Genomic DNA, 18906 nt, shown 5'->3' on the forward strand with positions numbered 1-18906 from the left:
GCGGGTGCGGGCGGCGGGCCTTCGGGCTGTCGCTTGCCCAGTGTCGTTCAGTCCTTCGTGAGAGCGGTCGTACTGCTACCAAGAGTACGTGTCGCGGCGGCCTTCGGTTCCCGCCGGGAGACCGGCCGCGGCTCGCGGGCGGTGCCGAAGAGCATGCGGCGGACGTCGGACCGGGCCTGCCGCACGGACTCGCGCGCGAAGGCCAGCGCCTGCCGCGCGGCCCGGCCGGCGCTGCGCGCGGCCTCGGCGGCGGGCCGCAGCACCAGGTCGCGGACGATGTGCCCGACGGGCGTCAGGACCGTCCGGTACACCCACCGCGCCGGAGCCACGAAGATCCACCGGAAGAGGGTGCCGAGGAAGCGTCCCACAGCGAGCGAGATGTGCCCGGCGACGCGCCAGGCGTGACCGAGCGCGGCGCCGATCTCGCGGCCAGCGGCCGCGAGGACATGTCCCACCGGGGCGAGGACCCACCGCCACAGGGCGAGCGCGGGCAGCACCAGCAGGACGTGCACCAGCCGGCCGAGCCCGGCCCCAATGCCGGTGAGGAGCACACGGGCGAGCCACAGGAGGCCGCCGGCGAGCCAGGCGATGCCGCGCCCCAGGGGCGTCAGCACGCGCGCGTACGACCACACCACCGGACCGACGACCAGATACCGCACAAACCACACCACGCCCGCCCACACCCCGCCCCCCACCACGGCGAGGACCCGGCCCACCCCCTCGGCCAGCCAGGTCAGCGCACGCCCCAACGGCGTCAGCACGCGCGCGTACGACCACACCACCGGACCGACCACCAGATACCGCACAAACCACACCACACCCGCCCACACCCCGCCCCCCACCACGGCGAGGACCCGGCCCACCCCCTCGGCCAGCCAGGTCAGCGCACGCCCCAACGGCGTCAGCACGCGCGCGTACAGCCAGGCGATGCCGTGCCCCAGGGGCGTCAGCACACAGCGGTACAGCCACTGGGCCGGGACGACGACGAGAACACGGCCCAGCCGGCCGAGCCCCTTGCCGAGCGGCACGAGGGCGTGGCGCCACAGCGTCACCCACGGCCATACGAGCACCGCCCACGCCGCCCACAGCAGGGCGCGGCCCGCCGGCCGCAGCACGGTGTCCCGCAGGAACCGCCCGCCGACGACCAGCACGTCCCACACCATGCGCACGGGCACGACCAGGACGAGCACGACGATCCGCACCGGCAGACGGACGGCGACGGTGAGACATCCTTCGGCGTGCTGCTGTGGCGGCTTCTCGGGCTCCATACCGGCGTAGACGCGCCGGTGGCCCGAACGGATGCGGTGGCGCGCCGTGCCGCCGCTCCCGGCACCGCCCTCCCCTCCCAGGGCACGGCGTCCCATTTCGGCCACTGATGCGGAGGTGGCCGGTCCGTATAGGGTGCCTGCGCATCAGGCAAGGGGAAGGAAGGCCACCTTGACCACAATCCAGCACAGCCGGGCAGGACGGCGGCAGGCCATGCGCCGCATCCGCCCGCGTCGTTCTCCCGCGATACCCCTGCTCGTGCTCGCCTGGGCCGGCGCGGCCGGCGTCCTGTGGCTGTGGTGGGATGACACCCCGGCCGTCGCCGCGACCACCGCCGACCGGCTCACCCACGCGGGCCGGATGACCGGACTCCTCGCCGGCTACGTCATCGCCCTGACCGTGGCGCAGATGGCGCGCGTCCCGGCCCTCGAACGCCGGGTGGGCTCGGACAGGGTGGCCCGCTGGCACGCGATGAGCGGCCGCTACGCGCTCTTGCTGACCCTCGCCCACGTCGTGCTGACCCTGTACGGGTACGCGCTCCAGGGGCACACGGGCATCGTGCCGCAGACGGTCTCCGTCGTGACCGGCTACCCGGAGATGGTCAAGGCGACGGCCGGCACCCTGCTCCTCCTGCTCGTCGGCTTCGTCTCCGTCGGCGTCGTACGGCGCCGGATGCGCTACGAGACCTGGTACTACCTCCACCTGCTCACCTATGCCGCGGTCTACCTCGCCTTCGGGCACCAACTGGCCACCGGCGGCGACTTCGTGGGCAACGCCACCGCCCGCACGGCCTGGTACGCCCTGTACCTCACGGTCGGCGCCCTGGCCCTCTGGTACCGGGTGCTGGTCCCGGTGCGGCTCAACCTGCGGCACCGGATGCGGGTCGAGTCGGTGACACAGGAGGCACCGGGCGTGGTCTCCGTACTGATCCGGGGCAGACGGCTGCACCGGATGGGCGCGGAGGCCGGGCACTTCTTCCGCTGGCGGTTCCTGACGAAGGGTCTGCGCTGGACCGCGAACCCGTACTCGCTGTCGGCGCCGCCCCGCCCCGACCTGCTGCGCATCACCGTGAAGGCGGCCGGCGGACACAGCCGCGCGCTCGCGGAGCTGCGGCCCGGGACGCGGGTGTGGGCGGAGGGCCCCTACGGGGCGATGACGGCCGCCCGCCGCAGCCGCGGCAAGGTGCTGCTGCTGGCCGGTGGCGCGGGCATCACCCCGCTGCGGGCCCTGTTCGAGACCCTGCCGGGAAGGCCCGGCGACCTGACGCTGCTCTACCGGGCGCGTACGGCCGAAGACCTGGCGCTGCGGGCCGAGTTGGAGGAGATCGCGGACGCCCGCGGCGCCCAACTGCTGTACGCGGTCAACAAGGAGGACGGCCGGCGGCCCGCGATCACCGCGAAGCTGCTGCGCCGGATCCTGCCGGACATCGCCCAGCACGACGTGTACGTCTGCGGGCCGCCCGGCCTGGCCGACGAGTTCTACGGGGCGCTGTGCGAGGCGGGTGTCCCGGACCGCCGCATCCACCATGAGTCCTTCGAGTTCTGATGCCCCGGAACCCCGTGTGACCGATACCGCTGTGACACCCGCGACCGAGAGAACGCTGTGAGAACCATGAGAAAGAGCCATCCGCTGCGGCAGATGGTGCTGGCCGGCGCCGTCACCGTCTCCACCGTGGTGCTGCTGCTGGCGCTCAAGCCCCACACGGATCCGGCGCTCGCGCAGAGCGACGCCGCGCCCACGGCCCAGGCCACGGTCGCCGCCTCACCGTCGGCGTCCCCGTCCGCGTCCGCGTCCCCGTCCGCCTCACCGTCGAAGGCGGCCGCGAAGCAGACGGCGTCCTCCCCGAAACCGTCGGCGTCGCACTCCACGACGGCCGCACCGGCGAAGACCAGCCGTACCCCGTCCGCCACGAAGACCACCTCGGCCGCGCCCACGACCCGCAGCGTCACCGGGGGCACGGTCCAGACGAAGTACGGTCCGGTCCAGGTACGGATCACCCTCACCGGCAGCAGGATCACCGGGGCGACCGCCGTCCAGTCCCCCTCGTCGCCGGCACGCAGCCAGGAGATCTCCTCGATGGCGGTCCCCAAGCTGAACCAGGAGACCCTGGCCGCGCAGAGCGCGAACATCGACTCCGTCTCCGGCGCCACCTACACCAGCCAGGGCTACAAGCAGTCCCTGCAGAGCGCCCTCGACAAGGCCGGTATCTGATCCGCCGTGGGACGCGCGGGCCGACGCGACACGTACCGCTCCCTTGCCGGCGGGCCCGAGAGCCGGGCGTGCTCGGCATGCGAGGCCCGGAGCAGCCGGGTGGGTGCCGTATCCCGGAGGCTCCCGGGGCACCGCGTCCCCGTCCTCTGCGGCGCGGCAGCGGCTCAGCGGCCGCCGGCTGTTGTCACTGGGTGACCCGTGGCTCAGCCAGCCACCAGGGCCCGGCGCCGGCGATCGGCTGCATGCTGTCCGGCACAGCCCGCGACACCGGCAACGTGCCGCCCACGACGATCCAGCTCGACCCCATGCCGTTCAGGTCGGACGTGTGCAGGCCGCCGTGCCTCTCGGCGTACGACAGCAGCACGTCGGGAGCCGCGACGGTGCCGTCGGGTGCGGGCCGGACCGTGGCCATCTTGCTGGGCGGCAGTTGCTTGACCAGCGGATCGGCCCACGATCCGTCGCTCTGGAGGAACTTCATGTTCCGCACGCCGTTGGTCCGGCACATGTGGTCGAGGGCGTCGCCCGGCGAGTAGCACCCGGCGATGGTGTAGACCCGGTCGTCCTCCAGCGGCTCCCAGGCCTTGGTGGAGCGGTCGTAGACCTCCGCCTTGACGATCCTGCCCGTCTCCGGGCCGTAGGGGGCGTTCAGGTCGAGGGAGAACCTCACCCCGGACAACTGCGGCACGTAGCCGCCCTTCCGGCGGTAGGGGTTCGGGTCGAGCGCCGAGTTGAGGAACCCTTCGAACCGCTCCTTCAACTGCGAGCCGGTGACCTCGCCGACCCCGATCCAGGCAGCGAGCGGCAGCCACCCGTAGACGTCACCGACGGTGAGTTTCTCGCCCGCCGGGACCGGGAAGTCGTAGCGGAATCCGGCCGTGCCGGCGATGTCCGCCCCGCTGAGCTTCCAGACCGCGTCGGAGATGAACTCATCGCCCGCGGTCGGGAACACGCTGTCCCGCTCCAGATCGACGTCGGTCGTGCCGATCACGGTGTCGATCGGCTTGTCCAGGACCAGCGGCTTGCCCCCGCCCGGGTAGGTTCGGGTGAACGGCCCCTGCCAGGTGGCCTTCAGGAAGGGTGCCCGCACCTGGTCGACGATCGACTTCATCCCCGGGTCCTCGGGCACCGAGGAGTCGACCTGCTCCAGGTTCCAGCGCGAACTCACGACGCGGGCCGACGTACCGTGCCCCGCGACCTTCAGATCCATCCGGCCGACATGCGAGCCCTCGCCCGACTCGACCACCAGCGTGGTGTGACGGGGGTCGACGGCGTTGCGCACCCGTACCGGTGTGAAGGTCTCCTCATGGGTGTCGGCGCTGAACATCACGTCCACCCCGGGGATGTCGCGCGCCGCGGCGATGTTCTGGGACAGGCCGGTCTCGGACATCACGACGACCAGTTCCGCTCCCTTCGCGCGCACCTCCTCGACCAGCGGTGGCAGGTCGTTGTAACCCGCGTGGAAGTCCAGCCCGTTGGCGAAGATACGGGCCTGGGCCCCGGGCTTGTCGTCGTTCAGGCCGATGACGGCGACCTTGACCCCGTTGATCTCCTTGAACAGGTAGGGCGGCAGCGGGCGCTCTCCGACCTTGGCGTAAGGCGGCGCACCCGGTGCGTTGTAGACGCCGGCGGCCAGCACCGGGAAGTCGACCAGCGGCTTGCCCTTCGGGGTCGCCCCCGGATAGCCGGCCGGGATGCCCGTGTAGCGTGCCCGCGTCTCCTGCGGGCCTTCGGTGAAGTCCCAGTTGCCCGGGGTGTACGCATCCGGCTTGAACTTGTTCATCACCGGAAGGCCGGCACGTCCCTTGGTGAAGAGCATTTCAGCGCTGCTGGAGAAATTGTCCCCGTTGAACAGGAACAGGTTCCGCCCGGTGGTTTCCCGTCTGATCCGCTGCACGGCGGTGTAGGTGCGAGCGAAGCCGCCCACCCCGTCGTGCCACTTGCCGTCTTCCAGCTTCTCCCAGTGCGGCACGAACTTCCCGTGTGTGTCGGCCACGTGGACAAGGGTGACGGAACGCCCGCCCCCGTCCTCGCCCGACGGGCCGGAGGCCGCCAGGTTCCCCGAGGCTGCCAGGCTCGGTACGACCGCGAAACTCGCCGCGAGCACGCCCACCGCCGTCCGCGGGAACCAGCCGCGGCCCATCCACCGCGGCAGTCTGCCGCGGAGTCCGGACAATGCTTGTCTCATGAGGCACCTTCCGTCACATCGACCAGGCTCTTCGATACGCCGTGGCGGGGAAGGGGAACACGCCGCGGATGCCCAGCCCAAGAGGCCGCCGTGTCCAACTTCTCTGGACGGCGTTGTCCAGCCGCTCATGGACACCCCGAGCACCCGGTGTGACCTGCGAAGCACAGCGGTCGGTGGGGCGACGCCGACTCGGGGCGATGGCGGTGGTCTCACACTGCGGACGGTTCGCGGCGCGGGCGGGCGACGGTCAGGACCGCCCAGGGCCGCGCGCGGCAAGGCAGTCCGCCGGATGCTCGCCGCCGCGCTGGAAGCGGAAGTCATTCAGTGCATAGCCGTGCTGGCTGCGGAGACCGACGGACACGGCCGGAGCCCGATGGTCCGCAACGGTGACCACGGACCCGGTCCGTGGTCACCGCGGCCGGCCGGTCGAGGTGAAGGCCTGGCGGCGAACGATCACCGTGTCGACGCGGTCTCCGGTGAGCGCTGCATCAGGTCGCTGATCACCGGGTGCTCCGGCGAGGCAGGGCAGGTGAAGACGCGCATGGTCTCGTCCCTGCCGAGTCTCACCCCCGTGGGCGATTGACGCCGCAGGCGGCTGTCCACAGGGGCGTCGAGCCATCCGGCCGGGGCCCAGCTCGCCGTGCCGCCGTCCCACTCGCTGCTGGCCACCGCCGCGACGAACCGCATCTCGCTGCCGCACGAGTGGCACCGCACCGGTCCGGAACAGCCCTGGTGGTTCCACGGCTCGTGGCCGCCGGGCTTCAGCCGGGCTCCCCGACGACAAGGGGCTCCTGCGGCGCCGGCAGACTCCCGGAAAGACCGCTGCTGTCGCGGTTGAAAACCTGAACGAACGGGCCGGCGACGCCGTTGTAGGGCACCGTCGCGTCGTCGTAGCGGTGCTGGAACGGACACCACAGGACCTGCAGGACGTCCGTCCCCTGCGGGAAACCGTCGTACCAGGGCACATCGCGCGCGTACACCTGCATCACCTGGAGCACGGGCCAGGCGGTGTCCGCGGGGATCTCGTCCCAGGTGATCCCACCGTGGTGGGCGAACGCCGTCGCTGACCGCTCGCCACGGACGTCGCCGGGTCGATGCGGCGGGCGGTGCTTGAGGTGGTGCCCTCCAGGGCAGGCCGGCCAGGCCTCATCGGCCGGCCAGGCCAGTGGTCCGCCGATCGAACTGTCGTATGGGCCCGGGTGAGCCGGCTCGGGGTGCAACCGGACCGCTGTCCTCGCGTGACCGGCAAGCTCGGGGAAGACCGAGAGGACGTCCGACGGACGAGGTGGAGTCGCCGGAACGTTCATCGACGCCGCCTCTGCCGCTGAGCAGTGGCCCCGCCGACCGCATCGGCCTGCAGAGCGATGGATCCCCCGGTCATGCGCGGCACCGTACGATCCTCGCCCCGCTCACGACCGGCCGGGGGCCGATCCGCTCGCGTCGAATCCACAAGTCTCGGCGATCGCTCCCACAAAGGCACGGCCGACCACGGGCCCCGTACGGCCTCGCCCCTTGTCAGGGCTGCTTCTTGACGGCGAGGGGGAGCAGCTTCTTGCCGGTCGGTCCCACCTGGATATGACTGTCCATGGCAGGGCACACCCCGCAGTCGAAGCACGGCGTCCACCGGCAGTCCTCGACCTCCGTCTCGTCGAGGGCGTCCTGCCAGTCCTCCCAGAGCCAGTCCTTGTCGAGGCCGGAGTCGAGGTGGTCCCAGGGGAGGACCTCCTCGTAGGCGCGCTCGCGGGTCGTGTACCAGTCGACGTCCACTCCGTGCGGGGCCAGCGCCTTCTGGGCGCACGTCATCCAGCGGTCGTAGGAGAAGTGCTCGCGCCAGCCGTCGAAGCGGCCGCCGTCGTCGTAGACCGCGCGGATGACCGCGCCGATGCGGCGGTCGCCGCGCGACAGCAGGCCCTCGACGATGCCCGGCTTGCCGTCGTGGTAGCGGAAGCCGATCGAGCGGCCGTACTTCTTGTCGCCGCGGATCTTGTCGCGGAGCTTCCCCAGGCGGGCGTCGGTCTCCTCGGCGGAGAGCTGGGGCGCCCACTGGAAGGGGGTGTGGGGCTTGGGGACGAAGCCGCCGATCGACACCGTGCAGCGGATGTCGTTGGAGCCCGAGACCTCTCGGCCCTTCTGGATGACGTGCGTCGCCATGTCGGCGATCTGCAGCACGTCCTCGTCCGTCTCCGTCGGCAGGCCGCACATGAAGTACAGCTTCACCTGGCGCCAGCCGTTGCCGTAGGCCGTCGCCACGGTTCTGATCAGGTCCTCTTCCGAGACCATCTTGTTGATGACCCTGCGGATGCGTTCGGAGCCGCCCTCGGGGGCGAAGGTGAGGCCCGAGCGCCGGCCGTTGCGCGTCAGCTCGTTGGCCAGGTCGATGTTGAAGGCGTCCACGCGGGTGGACGGGAGCGAGAGGCCGATCTTGTCGTCCGTGTAGCGGTCCGCGAGGCCCTTGGCGATGTCCGTGATCTCCGAGTGGTCCGCGGACGAGAGGGACAGCAGGCCCACTTCCTCGAAGCCGGTCGCCTTGAGGCCCTTGTCCACCATCTCGCCGACGCCGGTGATCGAGCGCTCGCGCACCGGGCGCGTGATCATGCCGGCCTGGCAGAAGCGGCAGCCCCGTGTGCAGCCGCGGAAGATCTCGACGGACATGCGTTCGTGGACCGTCTCGGCCAGGGGGACCAGCGGCTGCTTGGGGTAGGGCCACTCGTCCAGGTCCATCACGGTGTGCTTGGACACGCGCCACGGCACGCCCGACCTGTTCGGCACGACGCGGCCGATGCGGCCGTCCGGGAGGTACTCCACGTCGTAGAACGCCGGGACGTACACCCCGCCGGTCCTCGCCAGGCGGAACAGCAGCTCGTCGCGGCCGCCCGGGCGTCCCTCCGCCTTCCAGGCGCGGATGATCCCGGTGATCTCCAGCACCGCCTGCTCGCCGTCTCCGATGACGGCGCAGTCGATGAAGTCGGCGATCGGCTCGGGGTTGAAGGCCGCGTGCCCGCCGGCCACGACGATCGGGTCGTCGGGTCCTCGGTCCCGGGCCTCCAGAGGGATCCCGGCGAGGTCCAGCGCGGTCAGCATGTTCGTGTAGCCGAGTTCGGTGGAGAAGCTCAGGCCCAGGACGTCGAAGGCCCGCACCGGGCGGTGGCTGTCCACGGTGAACTGCGGGACGCCGTGCCGTCGCATCAGCGCCTCCAGGTCCGGCCACACGCTGTAGGTGCGCTCGGCCAGGACGCCGTCCTGCTCGTTGAGCACCTCGTAGAGGATCATGACGCCCTGGTTCGGCAGTCCGACCTCGTAGGCGTCGGGGTACATGAGCGCCCAGCGGACGTCACAGGCGTCCCACGGCTTGACCGTGGAGTTGAGCTCTCCGCCGACGTACTGGATCGGCTTCTGCACATGCGGCAGCAGGGCTTCGAGCTGCGGGAACACCGACTCGGCGGCTTCGGCAGGCATCTCGCGACTTTCGTGAGCTGGACGGGACACAAAGGGAGGACCATCAAGCCTAACGCGAGCGCGGGTCCCGTCCGGACGCCCGGAACGGCCGGCGGCCGGCGCCCGCTCAGAGTTCCGTGGCCGCCTCCACCGCCCGCCATGCCTCCGCCAGCGCCGCCTCGGTGGCCGCGGCGCGCTGTTCCTCCCGCCCGTACAGGACACCGTAGGAGAACGCGTTCTCCCCCGCCGCATGCGCCTGGGCCGCCAGTTCGCACAGGGCGCCGCGGGCCATCACGCTGTCCTGGTGGTCACCGAGCAGGGTCTGCAGGGACTTCATGGACCTGACCATCGTCTCGGCCGGTCCGCCCAGCGCGGGGACGGCGGCCTCGGCCGCGTACCGGGTGCGTTTGGCTTTCTTGCGGGCCTCGTGTATCGCGACGTCCCGGTCGTGGCCGGACGGCAGGTCCAGGGCCCGGCCGATCAGCGCGGCGACCTTCCGGTAGTCGTCGCGCACGGCCTCGGCGATCACCTTCGCGGGGTCGCCGGCGGCCGCCTTCCGCAGGGGCGGGGCGGCCACGAGGGTGTCCAGCGCGTCCAGCAGGTCGAGGTGGCGACCGCTGTCCAGGACGGCGATCAGCCCGCGCCGGGAGCCGCTGCGGCGCGCCTTCGACCAGCTGCGCAGGCGGTCGGGTACGGGGCCGGAGACCAGCGAGGAGGGCAGTTCGGACAGGGCGGTGGTCAGGTGCTCGGCGAGGACCTCCTGGTCGCGGTCGACGCCCAGTTCCCCGGCCAGCCACTTCAGTTCGCCGGCGATCGGGCCGGTGGCCGTGCGGTCCAGGACCTTGCCGTAGGACCGCAGGGTGCTGCGCAGCCGGCGGGTGGCCACGCGCATGGCGTGGACGGAGTCGAAGACGTCGCGGCGCACCGCGGGGTCCAGCTCGACGATCGCGTCCCGCTGGGCGCGGACGTAGGCGAGGACGTGGTCACCCGCGGTGACGGGCGGGGTGCGGGTGGCGGCGGGGGCGGTTGTGGTGGGCCCTGCCGTCTCCTGGAGGGCCCTGGCCAGCTTGGAGGGGGCCGAGGAGCGGCTCAGCCCCGCCTTGCGGAGCTTCTTGTCGACCCGGTCGAGGAAGGCGGGGTCGCCGCCGTCGGCGAGTTCGACCTCGATCTCGGTCCACTCGGCGGTGCCCGTGCCGCCGCTGAGCCGCTCGGCGCGGACCTGGTCGAGGCTGACCTCGGCGAGCAGGGCGCCGTCGGCGTCGACGAGGTGGCGGACGTCACGGGCGGAGCGCAGGCGTATGACGGGCAGGAGTTCGGCGCCGCGCACGCGGGAGCGGACGAGCCCGGACAGGGACCGGGGGACGGTGTCGGACAGCGGGGCGCGGATCTCGTCGCGTACCCCGTCGGCGACGGGCAGTTTGAGGTGCCAGCCGGGATCGCCGCCGCCGGTGCGGCGGCGCAGGGTCAGGTGGGCACGGGCCAGCCGCTCGTCGGCCGTGTCGTAGTACGTGGCGTCGAGTTCGGCGACGCCCTTGTCGACGACGGCCGAGACCCCGCGGACGGCGGTCAGGTCGGGAAGCCCGTCCCCGGCCGCCGCATCGTACTTCCGCTCGATTTCGCGCTTCGTGTCCACCATGGCCCGAATCTAGTCGCATGGGGGCCGGCAGGGCAGGGGCCTGATGGATCTGTGCGTGCCTCGGCCGGCGTCAGGCCGGCGGCTCGGGGCCGGACCTGTCCGCGCGCAGTGCGCTCCCATGGCCGGTCGCTCGTCGCCGATGTCCGAAGCCGGATGCGGATGCGGAAGACCAGTCGACGGTGCCGGACCCCGACCGGCCCGCGGACCCGGACGCCGGTGCCGGACGTCGCTCGCCGGCCCCGGCCCCGGCCGCCGGCCGCCGACGCCGGGCGCCACGCGGAGCGGTATCGGGCGGTGTCCTGTGCAACGGGAGCCTCCCCCGCGGTGCCGGGGCCGCTCGGGGCCGGGGCGCCGGTGGGGCGGCTCCCCGGCCGGGCGGGTGCGGGGCCGTAGGCGGCCGGGGCTCGCGCGGGGCGGGGCTCACGCCGAGATCGGCCGCTGCACCCTGATCGACTGCAGCAGCCCCACGGCCACCCAGACCGCGAACATCGAGGAGCCGCCGTAGCTGACGAAGGGCAGGGGCAGGCCCGCGACCGGCATGATGCCGAGGGTCATCCCGATGTTCTCGAAGGACTGGAAGGCGAACCAGGCGATGATCCCGGCGGCGACGATGGTGCCGTACAGCTCGGTCGTCTCCCGGGCGATGCGGCAGGCCCGCCACAAGAACACCCCGAGCAGAACGATTATCAGCCCGGCGCCGATGAAGCCCAGTTCCTCACCCGCGACCGTGAACACGAAGTCGGTCTGCTGCTCGGGCACGAACTGACCGGTGGTCTGCGAGCCGTGGAAGAGGCCCGCACCGGTCAGTCCGCCGGAGCCGATCGCGATGCGCGCCTGGTTGGTGTTGTAGCCGACGCCCGCGGGGTCCAGGTCGGGGTTGGCGAAGGCGGCGAACCGGTTGATCTGGTACTCGTCCAGGATGTGCAGCTGCCACACGGCGACCGCGCCCAGGGCCCCCGCGGCGATCAGGCCGAGCACCCACCGGTTGGAGGCACCCGAGGCGAGCAGCACGCCCAGCACGATGACCACCATGACCATGACCGAGCCGAGGTCGGGCATGAGCAGGACGATCAGTATGGGCACGGCGGCCAGCCCCAGGGCCTGTGCCACCGTGCGGTGGTCGGGGTGGGGCTTGTCGCCCGCGTCGACGCGGGCGGCGAGCAGCATCGCCATGCCCAGGATGATCGTGATCTTGACGAACTCGGAGGGCTGGAGGGAGAAACCGCCGCCGAACACGATCCACGCGTGCGCGCCGTTGACCGTCGCGCCGAGCGGGGTGAGCACCAGCAGGACCAGGAAGACCGAGATGCCGTACAGGATCGGCACGGCCGTGCGCAGGGTGCGGTGGCCGAGCCAGATCGTGCCGATCATCAGGGCGAACCCGATGCCGGTGTTCATCAGGTGCCGGATCAGGAAGTAGTACGGGTCGCCCTGGTTGATCTCGGTGCGGTTGCGGGTCGCCGAGTAGACGAGCGCGGTGCCGATCAGGGACAGGGCCGTCGCCGACAGCAGTATCGGCCAGTCGAGGCGCCGGGCCAGGCCGTCGCGGGCGAAGACCCGCGTCCAGCGGGCCCGCTCGGGGCCGTACCCGGAGACGGAGAAGTTGTTCGCTCCGGTCACGTCAGGATCCTCCGCCTCTTGCGTCGGCGGGCCGGCTTGCGGCGGGTGCGGGTGCCGTCCGTGGGCGAGGGCGCGGTGGCCGACGGGCTGTCGGTGGGCGTGCCCTGCTGGTCCTGCCCGCCCGCCTGTTCCGCGTTCGGATCGTACTTCTCGATCTTCGGGGCGACGATCGAACCATCGGTCCTGATCTTGGGGAGGCCCTTCTGCGGTGTGGGCAGCAGCGCCTTCTTGGTGTCGATCGAGCCGTCGTCCTGGACGCCGTACAGCGCGTTGTAGATGTGGCGCACGGCCTCACCGGAGGCACCCGAACCGGTACCGGCCTGGGCGATGGTCATGACGACCGCGTAGTCCTTGCTGTAGGTGGCGAGCCACGACGTGGTCTGCTTGCCGTAGACCTCGGCGGTACCGGTCTTGGCGTGCAGCGGGATCTTGTCCTGCGGCCACCCGCCGAACTTCCAGGCGGCGGTGCCGCGGGTGACGACGCCCGCGAGGGCCTGGTCCATGCCGTTCCGCGTCTTCTTGCTGATCGGCAGCCTGCCGTGCGACTCGGGCCTGATCTCGGTGATCTCCTTGCCGTCCGGGCTGACGACCGCCTTGCCGATGGTGGGGTTCCACAGGGTGCCGCCGTTGGAGATCGCCGAGTAGATGACGGCCTCCTGGATCGGGGTCAGGAGCGTGTCGCCCTGGCCGATGGAGTAGTTGATCTCGTCACCGGCGCGCATCCTGTTGCCCTCGAGACAGTTCTCGTAGGCGATCTTCTGGACGTAGTCGCCGTCCTTCTTGCCGGACTTGCACCAGGCGTCCTTGTTGGCCTCCCAGTACTTCTGCTTCCACTCGCGGTCGGGGACGCGGCCGGAGACCTCGTTGGGCAGGTCGATGCCGGTGGTCTTGCCGAGGCCGAACTGATGGGCGGCCTTGAAGAAGTAGTCCCCGGGCTTCTTCTTCGGCTTGATCCCGCCGTCCCTCAGCCACTCCTTGTGGGCGAGGCCGTAGAACACGGTGTCGCAGGAGACCTCCAGGGCGCGGCCGAGCGAGATCGGGCCGAAGCTCTCCCCCTCGAAGTTCTTGAAGACCTGGCCGCCCACCGAGTACGAACTGGTGCACGGGTAGTTGCCGTCGAAGTCGTAGCCGGCCTCGACCGCGGCGGCCGTGGAGACCACCTTGAAGGTGGAGCCGGGCGCCGACTGCCCCTGGATGGCCCGGTTGAGCAGCGGGTAGTCGGAGTTCTTGCCGGTGAGCTTCTTGTAGTCCTTGGCGGAGATGCCGCCGACCCAGACGTTCGGGTCGTACGTCGGGGCGGACGCCATGGCGACGATGCGGCCCGTCTTCGCCTCCATGACCACGACGGCGCCGGAGTCCGCCTTGTAGTTCTCGCCGGTGATGTCGTCGAACTGGGCGCGGGCGGCCTTCATCGCCGCGTCCAGCTCGTACTCGGCGACCCGCTGCACCCGGGCGTCGATGCTGGTGACGAGGTTGGAGCCGGGCTCGGCGGCGTCGCTCTTGGCCCTGCCGATGACGCGGCCGAGGTTGTCAACCTCGTAGCGGGTGACGCCGGCCTTGCCGCGCAGCACCTTGTCGTACTGGCGCTCCAGGCCGGAGCGGCCCACCTGGTCGGAGCGCAGGAACGGGGAGTCGGTGTCCTTGGCCTTCTGGATCTCGTCGTCGGTGACGGGCGAGAGGTAGCCGAGGACCTGGGCGGTGTTGGACTCGCCGGGCGCCGGGTAACGGCGGACGGCCTCGGGCTCGGCGGTGATGCCGGGGAAGTCCTCGGAGCGCTCGCGGATCTGCAGGGCCTGCTTGGGGGTGGCCTCGTCGGTGATGGGGATGGGCTGGTACGGGGAGCCGTTCCAGCAGGGCTGCGGCGTCTTGGCGTCGCAGAGGCGGACCTTGTCCATGACGTCCTTGGGCTTCATGCCCAGGACGCCGGCCAGCTTGGTGAGGACCGCCTTGCCGTCGTCCTCCATCTTGAGCAGGTCGGTGCGGGACGCGGAGACCACGAGCCGGGTCTCGTTGTCCGCGAGCGGGATCCCGCGCGCGTCCAGGATCTCACCGCGCACGGCGGGCTGGACGACCTGCTGGACGTGGTTGCCCGACGCCTCCCTGGCGTACTCCGAGCCGTTGCGGATCTGGAGGTACCACAGCCGGCCGCCGAGCGTGCCGAGGAGGGACAGGACGAGGATCTGAAGGACGGCGAGCCGGATCTGGACGCGTGGGGTCCGTCCGGTCTCGGGAATGTTAGTCATGGGCGAAGCCCATTCCGCTGAGGGTGGCGGTGGGAGACGGGCGGGCATTGGTCATGGGCGAAGCCCATTCTTCAGAAGGGTGGTGGGATACGGGTACGAGTACACGGCCGGCCCGTGTGACGGGAAGGCCGCCTGCCGGACGGTCACAGCCGCTTGACCCCCTTGATGCGCCCGGCGCGGGCCACCCGTGCCCTGGCCGCCCTGACGCGCAGTACGCCGCGCTGGCTGCCGATGCGCAGTCCGGTCCCGGAGGAGAGCCAGCCGGAGGAGACGTCCGCCGCCTTGGCGGAGTTGGTCTCGGCGAGCGGGTCGTTCTCGGCGCGACGGGCCAGCGCCATGATCCCGGGCACCACGAACGGCGCGAGCAGCAGGTCGTACACGGCGGCCGTGAACAGCAGTCCGGCCAGGCCGACATGACGGGCCGCCGTGTCGCCGACGAGCGCGCCCACGCTCGCGTACAGCAGCGTCGAGCCGACCGCGGCGGCGACCACCACCGCCATCGGGCCGGTCGCGGACTTCAGGCGGCCGTGGTCCGGTCTGAAGAGCCCGGCGACATAGCCGATGACGCACAGTACGAGGGCGTAGCGGCCGGCGGCGTGGTCGGCGGGCGGGACGAGGTCGGACAGCAGTCCGGCGCCGAAGCCGATGAGGCAGCCGCCGACGTGCCCGTAGACCAGGGCGAAGGCGACGACGGTCAGCAGCACCAGGTCGGGGACGGCACCGGGCAGATGGAGGCGGGCGAGGACGCTCACCTGGATCACCAGGGCGACGATCACCAGGGTGGTGGCGAGCAGCATCCGGTTGAAGCGCATCTGGTTCAGCTCCTAGGGCGTCTGCTGCTGGCCGTCGACGGAGTCCGTCGCGGAGTCCGACGGCGTGACGGTGACGGTCACGGTCGGTGTCGGCTTCGGAACGGGTTTCGGGGGCAGGACGGTGTCGCGCGGATCCTTCTTCGGCGCCGTGACGACGACGCCGACGATGTCGAGCTTGCTGAAGGACACGAACGGCTGCACATAGACCGTGCGGGTCAGACCGCCGCCGGACGGGTCGACGCGCAGGACCACACCGACGGGGACACCGGGCACGAACGGCCGGTCCGCCTGCGAGCCGAAGGTGACCAGGCGGTCGCCCTTCTTCACGTCGGCCTTGCCGTTGAGGAGCTGGACGCGCAGCGGACGGTCGCCCTGCCCGGAGGCGAAGCCGAGTTCGTCGCTGCTCTCCATCCGGGTGCCCACGGTGAAGTCGGGGTCGTTGGCCAGCAGCACCGTCGCGGTGTCGGGGCCGACGGTGGTGACGCGGCCGACCAGCCCGTCGCCGTTGAGGACGGTCATGTCGCGCCGGATTCCGTCGTTGGCGCCCACGTCGACGGTGACGGTCCAGGAGAAACCCTGGGCCGCTCCTATGGCGATGACCTCGGCGCCCTTGATCCCGTACTGGCCCTCGCCCGCCACCCGGATCATCTTGTCGAGTTGCTTGAGGCGGCTGCGGTTGCGGTCGTCGCTGCCCAGTCTCGCCTTCAATGCGGCGTTGTCGCGCTCCAGTTGGGCGACGCGGTCATGCCGGCTGCCGGAGTCGCGTACGGCCGCGATCGCGTTGCCGACGGGGCTGACGGCGGACGACACCCCGTTCTCGATCGGGCCGAAGACCGTGGCAGCGGCCTGGCGGGCACCTTCGACCGGTGAGTCCTGGCCGCCGCGGATGTCCACCGTGATCAGAGCGAACGCGATGGCGATCAGCAGCACCAGGAGCAGCCGGCTCTCTCGTGTGTCCCTCACGTGCGGCGGCCGTGCCTTCCTCGTCGGAATGTATGGGGCGGGCGGTCCAGGGATGCGGTGCCGAGTGGGCACGAACTCACCGGGCGATACCTGGGGGGCACGACCCGGTGGGCACAACCCCGGGGTTTTCGGGGGAGCTTATGCCTCTATATCAACGATCCGCCGCACGAGAGGCGATCGTCTCGTACGGCGGAATCGGCGCGTCGCGTCATCTGCGGGGCTGGGCGTCCAGCACCTGCTGGAGCGCCTCGAACTCCTCGACGCACTTGCCGGAGCCGAGCGCCACGCTGTCCAGCGGATCCTCGGCGATGTGGATCGGCATGCCGGTCTCCCGCCGCAGCCGCTCGTCCAGCCCGCGCAGCAGGGCACCGCCGCCGGTGAGGACGATCCCGCGGTCCATGACGTCACCGGACAGCTCCGGCGGGCACTTGTCCAGGGTCGTCTTGACCGCGTCCACGATCGCGTTGACCGGTTCCTCGATGGCCTTGCGCACCTCGGCCGCCGAGATGACCACGGTCTTGGGCAGTCCGGAGACCAGGTCCCGGCCGCGGATTTCGGTGTGCTCGTCAGTGTCGAGGTCGTACGCCGAACCGATCGTGATCTTGATCTGCTCGGCCGTCCGCTCACCGAGGAGCAGCGAGTACTCCTTCTTGACGTACTGGATGATCGCGTTGTCCAGTTCGTCGCCCGCGACGCGGATGGACTGGGCGGTGACGATGCCGCCGAGCGAGATGACCGCGACCTCCGTGGTGCCGCCGCCGATGTCCACCACCATGTTGCCCGTGGCCTCGTGGACCGGCAGGCCGGAGCCGATGGCCGCGGCCATGGGCTCCTCGATGATGTGCACCTGGCGGGCGCCCGCCTGGGACGACGCCTCGATGACGGCGCGGCGCTCGACGCCGGTGATGCCGGAGGGCACGCAGACCACGACCCGCGGACGAGCCAGGTACCGCCGCTTGTGGATCTTCAGGATGAAGTAGCGGAGCATCCGCTCGGTGATCTCGAAGTCGGCGATCACACCGTCCTTCAAGGGGCGCACGGCGACGATGTTGCCCGGCGTCCGGCCGATCATCTTCTTCGCTTCCGCGCCGACCGCGAGGATGCCACCGGTGTTGGTGTTGATCGCGACGACGGACGGCTCGTTGAGTACGATCCCGCGACCCCTGACGTACACCAGCGTGTTGGCGGTCCCGAGGTCGACAGCCATGTCACGGCCGATGAACGACATTGAGTTCCCCATCAGGATTCGTCTGGCCTTCCCAAGTGGAGCGTTTGATGGCTTTTGTTGGGGTGGCGAAGTGGCTGCTGTGACGTGAAGGCTTACATCGTAGTCTCGCCTGCACGAACACGGTGCGAGGGTCTTCGCCATTGTCAGCAGATGACGTACCGCCTCGCTTCTGGAGACGGGCGTTCGGGGGTAGCCGTTCCCCCGAACGGCACGCATATGCCGGACAATGGCCGGGTTTTCACAGCGGATGGTACGGCAGCCTCCGGATCAGGCATCCGGGTGACATGACGGCCCCTCATCAACCGTGTGCACACCGAGTCAGGGAATTCACCCTCCCGCCATGCTCAGAAGCGGCCGGGAAAGAAGATCTTCAACTCGCGTTCGGCGGATTCCTCGGAGTCGGAGGCGTGGATGAGGTTCTCCCGCACGATCACCCCGTAGTCGCCGCGGATGGAGCCGGGGGCGGCGGCGATCGGGTCGGTCGGGCCGGCCAGCGCCCGCAGTCCCTCGATGACCCGCTCACCCTCCACGACGAGCGCGACCACCGGGCCGGAGGCCATGAACTCCACCAGCGGCTCGTAGAAGGGCTTGCCCTTGTGCTCGCCGTAGTGCTGCTCCAGCGTGTCCTGGTCCAGGGTGCGCAGCTCCAGCGCGCTGATGCTCCAGCCGGCCTTGCGCTCGATACGGCTGATGATCTCGCCGATCAGCCCGCGACGGACGGCGTCGGGCTTGAGGAGGACAAGGGTGCGCTGGCTCACGGGGGTGGCTCCTTACGGGTCACGTGGTGCGGTGCGTAGAGGTTACAGGGCCGGTAGGGGTGGACGTCACGCAGCGTCAGGCGCCCTGGGGCGGGCGGCCGCGCTCCGGAGCCCCGACCGCTGGAGACGCCGCCCGGCCGCGGCGGCCCCGTCCCTCACCCGCCGGAGTGGCCTTCGTTCGCCTGGGCCGGGCTGCCCGGGCTGCTCCCCTCGCCCTGCGCCGCCGCGAAGCGGGCCTTGGCCTCGTCGATCTTCCGCCCGTAGTGCACCGACGCCCACCACAGCGCCGCGAAGACCGCGCCGAGGAAGAACATCGTCGGCACGAAGAACCCGGACGCGATCAGCGCGATCTGCAGCGCCCAGCCCAGCTGGACACCACCGGGACGGGTGATGAGGCCGGACAGCACCAGGCTGAGGACCATGGCGATGCCGCTGACCGTCCAGACCGTGCCCGTGGACAGCCCCGGGTCCTTCATGGCGACCAGGCCGGCGAAGCCGATGACGAAGAACTCGCCGATCAGGGTCGAAGCACACAGCGTACGCACGGAA

Annotated in this window: 15 protein-coding genes and 1 pseudogene; 3 read left to right on the forward strand and 13 right to left on the reverse strand. The window is 70.9% G+C overall.

Annotation, left to right across the window (positions count from 1 at the left end):
• Positions 1 to 47 precede the first annotated feature (47 nt).
• A complete protein-coding gene (locus tag ACZ79I_RS13540; protein ID WP_471504928.1) occupies positions 48 to 1268 on the reverse strand; it encodes a hypothetical protein in 1221 nt (406 codons plus the stop codon).
• Positions 1269 to 1479: 211 nt separating this feature from the next.
• Here ACZ79I_RS13540 and ACZ79I_RS13545 point away from each other — a divergent pair, with 211 nt between their 5' ends.
• Together ACZ79I_RS13545 and ACZ79I_RS13550 are read left to right on the forward strand one after the other, a co-directional pair.
• Complete coding sequence (locus ACZ79I_RS13545) at positions 1480 to 2811, forward strand: ferredoxin reductase family protein (RefSeq protein ID WP_471504930.1); 1332 nt, start codon at positions 1480 to 1482, stop codon at positions 2809 to 2811.
• A gap of 66 nt (positions 2812 to 2877) precedes the next feature.
• Positions 2878 to 3477, forward strand: coding sequence for an FMN-binding protein (locus ACZ79I_RS13550; RefSeq protein WP_471497297.1), 600 nt, complete (start codon positions 2878 to 2880; stop codon positions 3475 to 3477).
• A gap of 184 nt (positions 3478 to 3661) precedes the next feature.
• On the opposite strand, the gene ACZ79I_RS13555 is transcribed toward ACZ79I_RS13550, so the two are convergent.
• Entirely contained in the window at positions 3662 to 5662 is a 2001-nt protein-coding gene (locus ACZ79I_RS13555) for a bifunctional metallophosphatase/5'-nucleotidase (RefSeq protein WP_471497299.1), read from the reverse strand.
• Positions 5663 to 5936: 274 nt separating this feature from the next.
• Between ACZ79I_RS13555 and ACZ79I_RS13560 the strand changes: the two are divergent.
• Positions 5937 to 6146, forward strand: a pseudogene (locus ACZ79I_RS13560) (IS256 family transposase); the annotation flags it as partial.
• Here the strand turns inward: ACZ79I_RS13560 and ACZ79I_RS13565 are convergent.
• The 11 genes from ACZ79I_RS13565 to ACZ79I_RS13615 all read right to left on the reverse strand — a co-directional run bounded on the left by ACZ79I_RS13565 (position 6116) and on the right by ACZ79I_RS13615 (position 18902).
• Positions 6116 to 6331, reverse strand: coding sequence for a hypothetical protein (locus tag ACZ79I_RS13565; protein ID WP_471505523.1), 216 nt, complete (start codon positions 6329 to 6331; stop codon positions 6116 to 6118). The pseudogene ACZ79I_RS13560 and the gene ACZ79I_RS13565 sit on opposite strands and share 31 nt — an antisense overlap.
• Before the next feature lie 92 nt (positions 6332 to 6423).
• Positions 6424 to 6660: a hypothetical protein gene (locus tag ACZ79I_RS13570; RefSeq protein WP_471497301.1), complete on the reverse strand. Its 237-nt coding sequence runs from the start codon at positions 6658 to 6660 to the stop codon at positions 6424 to 6426.
• A gap of 517 nt (positions 6661 to 7177) precedes the next feature.
• Positions 7178 to 9118, reverse strand: coding sequence for a TIGR03960 family B12-binding radical SAM protein (locus ACZ79I_RS13575; RefSeq protein ID WP_471497303.1), 1941 nt, complete (start codon positions 9116 to 9118; stop codon positions 7178 to 7180).
• A gap of 106 nt (positions 9119 to 9224) precedes the next feature.
• The gene (locus tag ACZ79I_RS13580; protein WP_471497305.1) at positions 9225 to 10733 is read right to left on the reverse strand and encodes a CYTH and CHAD domain-containing protein; all 1509 of its coding nucleotides are present in this window, start codon (positions 10731 to 10733) and stop codon (positions 9225 to 9227) included.
• 420 nt (positions 10734 to 11153) lie between these two features.
• Positions 11154 to 12353, reverse strand: coding sequence for a rod shape-determining protein RodA (gene rodA / locus ACZ79I_RS13585; RefSeq protein ID WP_471497307.1), 1200 nt, complete (start codon positions 12351 to 12353; stop codon positions 11154 to 11156).
• A complete protein-coding gene (gene mrdA, locus ACZ79I_RS13590) occupies positions 12350 to 14596 on the reverse strand; it encodes a penicillin-binding protein 2 (RefSeq protein WP_471497309.1) in 2247 nt (748 codons plus the stop codon). The genes rodA and mrdA overlap by 4 nt, the downstream gene beginning before the upstream one ends.
• A 143-nt stretch (positions 14597 to 14739) precedes the next feature.
• On the reverse strand, positions 14740 to 15408 hold the full coding sequence (mreD, locus tag ACZ79I_RS13595; protein ID WP_471497311.1) for a rod shape-determining protein MreD: 669 nt from the start codon (positions 15406 to 15408) through the stop codon (positions 14740 to 14742).
• A gap of 12 nt (positions 15409 to 15420) precedes the next feature.
• Positions 15421 to 16371, reverse strand: a complete 951-nt coding sequence (gene mreC / locus ACZ79I_RS13600; RefSeq protein ID WP_471497313.1) for a rod shape-determining protein MreC — start codon at positions 16369 to 16371, stop codon at positions 15421 to 15423.
• Between the two features lie 208 nt (positions 16372 to 16579).
• Positions 16580 to 17599 (reverse strand): rod shape-determining protein, encoded by a 1020-nt coding sequence (locus tag ACZ79I_RS13605; RefSeq protein WP_103845224.1) that lies wholly within the window; start codon positions 17597 to 17599, stop codon positions 16580 to 16582.
• Between the two features lie 344 nt (positions 17600 to 17943).
• Positions 17944 to 18357 (reverse strand): nucleoside-diphosphate kinase, encoded by a 414-nt coding sequence (gene ndk / locus ACZ79I_RS13610; RefSeq protein ID WP_381092036.1) that lies wholly within the window; start codon positions 18355 to 18357, stop codon positions 17944 to 17946.
• 155 nt (positions 18358 to 18512) lie between these two features.
• Complete coding sequence (locus ACZ79I_RS13615; RefSeq protein WP_471497316.1) at positions 18513 to 18902, reverse strand: DUF4233 domain-containing protein; 390 nt, start codon at positions 18900 to 18902, stop codon at positions 18513 to 18515.
• Positions 18903 to 18906: the final 4 nt, after the last annotated feature.

Source organism: Streptomyces sp. PSU-S4-23 (assembly GCF_055632315.1).

Excerpts from the sequence above, each read along its gene's own strand:
- ACZ79I_RS13555 (WP_471497299.1), bottom strand. The coding sequence starts at position 5,662 with ATGAGACAAGCATTGTCCGGACTCCGCGGCAGACTGCCGCGGTGGATG.
- ACZ79I_RS13550 (WP_471497297.1), top strand. The coding sequence starts at position 2,878 with ATGAGAAAGAGCCATCCGCTGCGGCAGATGGTGCTGGCCGGCGCCGTC.
- mrdA (WP_471497309.1), bottom strand. The coding sequence starts at position 14,596 with ATGACTAACATTCCCGAGACCGGACGGACCCCACGCGTCCAGATCCGG.
- ACZ79I_RS13575 (WP_471497303.1), bottom strand. The coding sequence starts at position 9,118 with ATGCCTGCCGAAGCCGCCGAGTCGGTGTTCCCGCAGCTCGAAGCCCTG.
- mreD (WP_471497311.1), bottom strand. The coding sequence starts at position 15,408 with ATGCGCTTCAACCGGATGCTGCTCGCCACCACCCTGGTGATCGTCGCC.
- ACZ79I_RS13540 (WP_471504928.1), bottom strand. The coding sequence starts at position 1,268 with ATGGAGCCCGAGAAGCCGCCACAGCAGCACGCCGAAGGATGTCTCACC.
- ACZ79I_RS13545 (WP_471504930.1), top strand. The coding sequence starts at position 1,480 with ATGCGCCGCATCCGCCCGCGTCGTTCTCCCGCGATACCCCTGCTCGTG.
- ACZ79I_RS13580 (WP_471497305.1), bottom strand. The coding sequence starts at position 10,733 with ATGGTGGACACGAAGCGCGAAATCGAGCGGAAGTACGATGCGGCGGCC.
- ACZ79I_RS13605 (WP_103845224.1), bottom strand. The coding sequence starts at position 17,599 with ATGTCGTTCATCGGCCGTGACATGGCTGTCGACCTCGGGACCGCCAAC.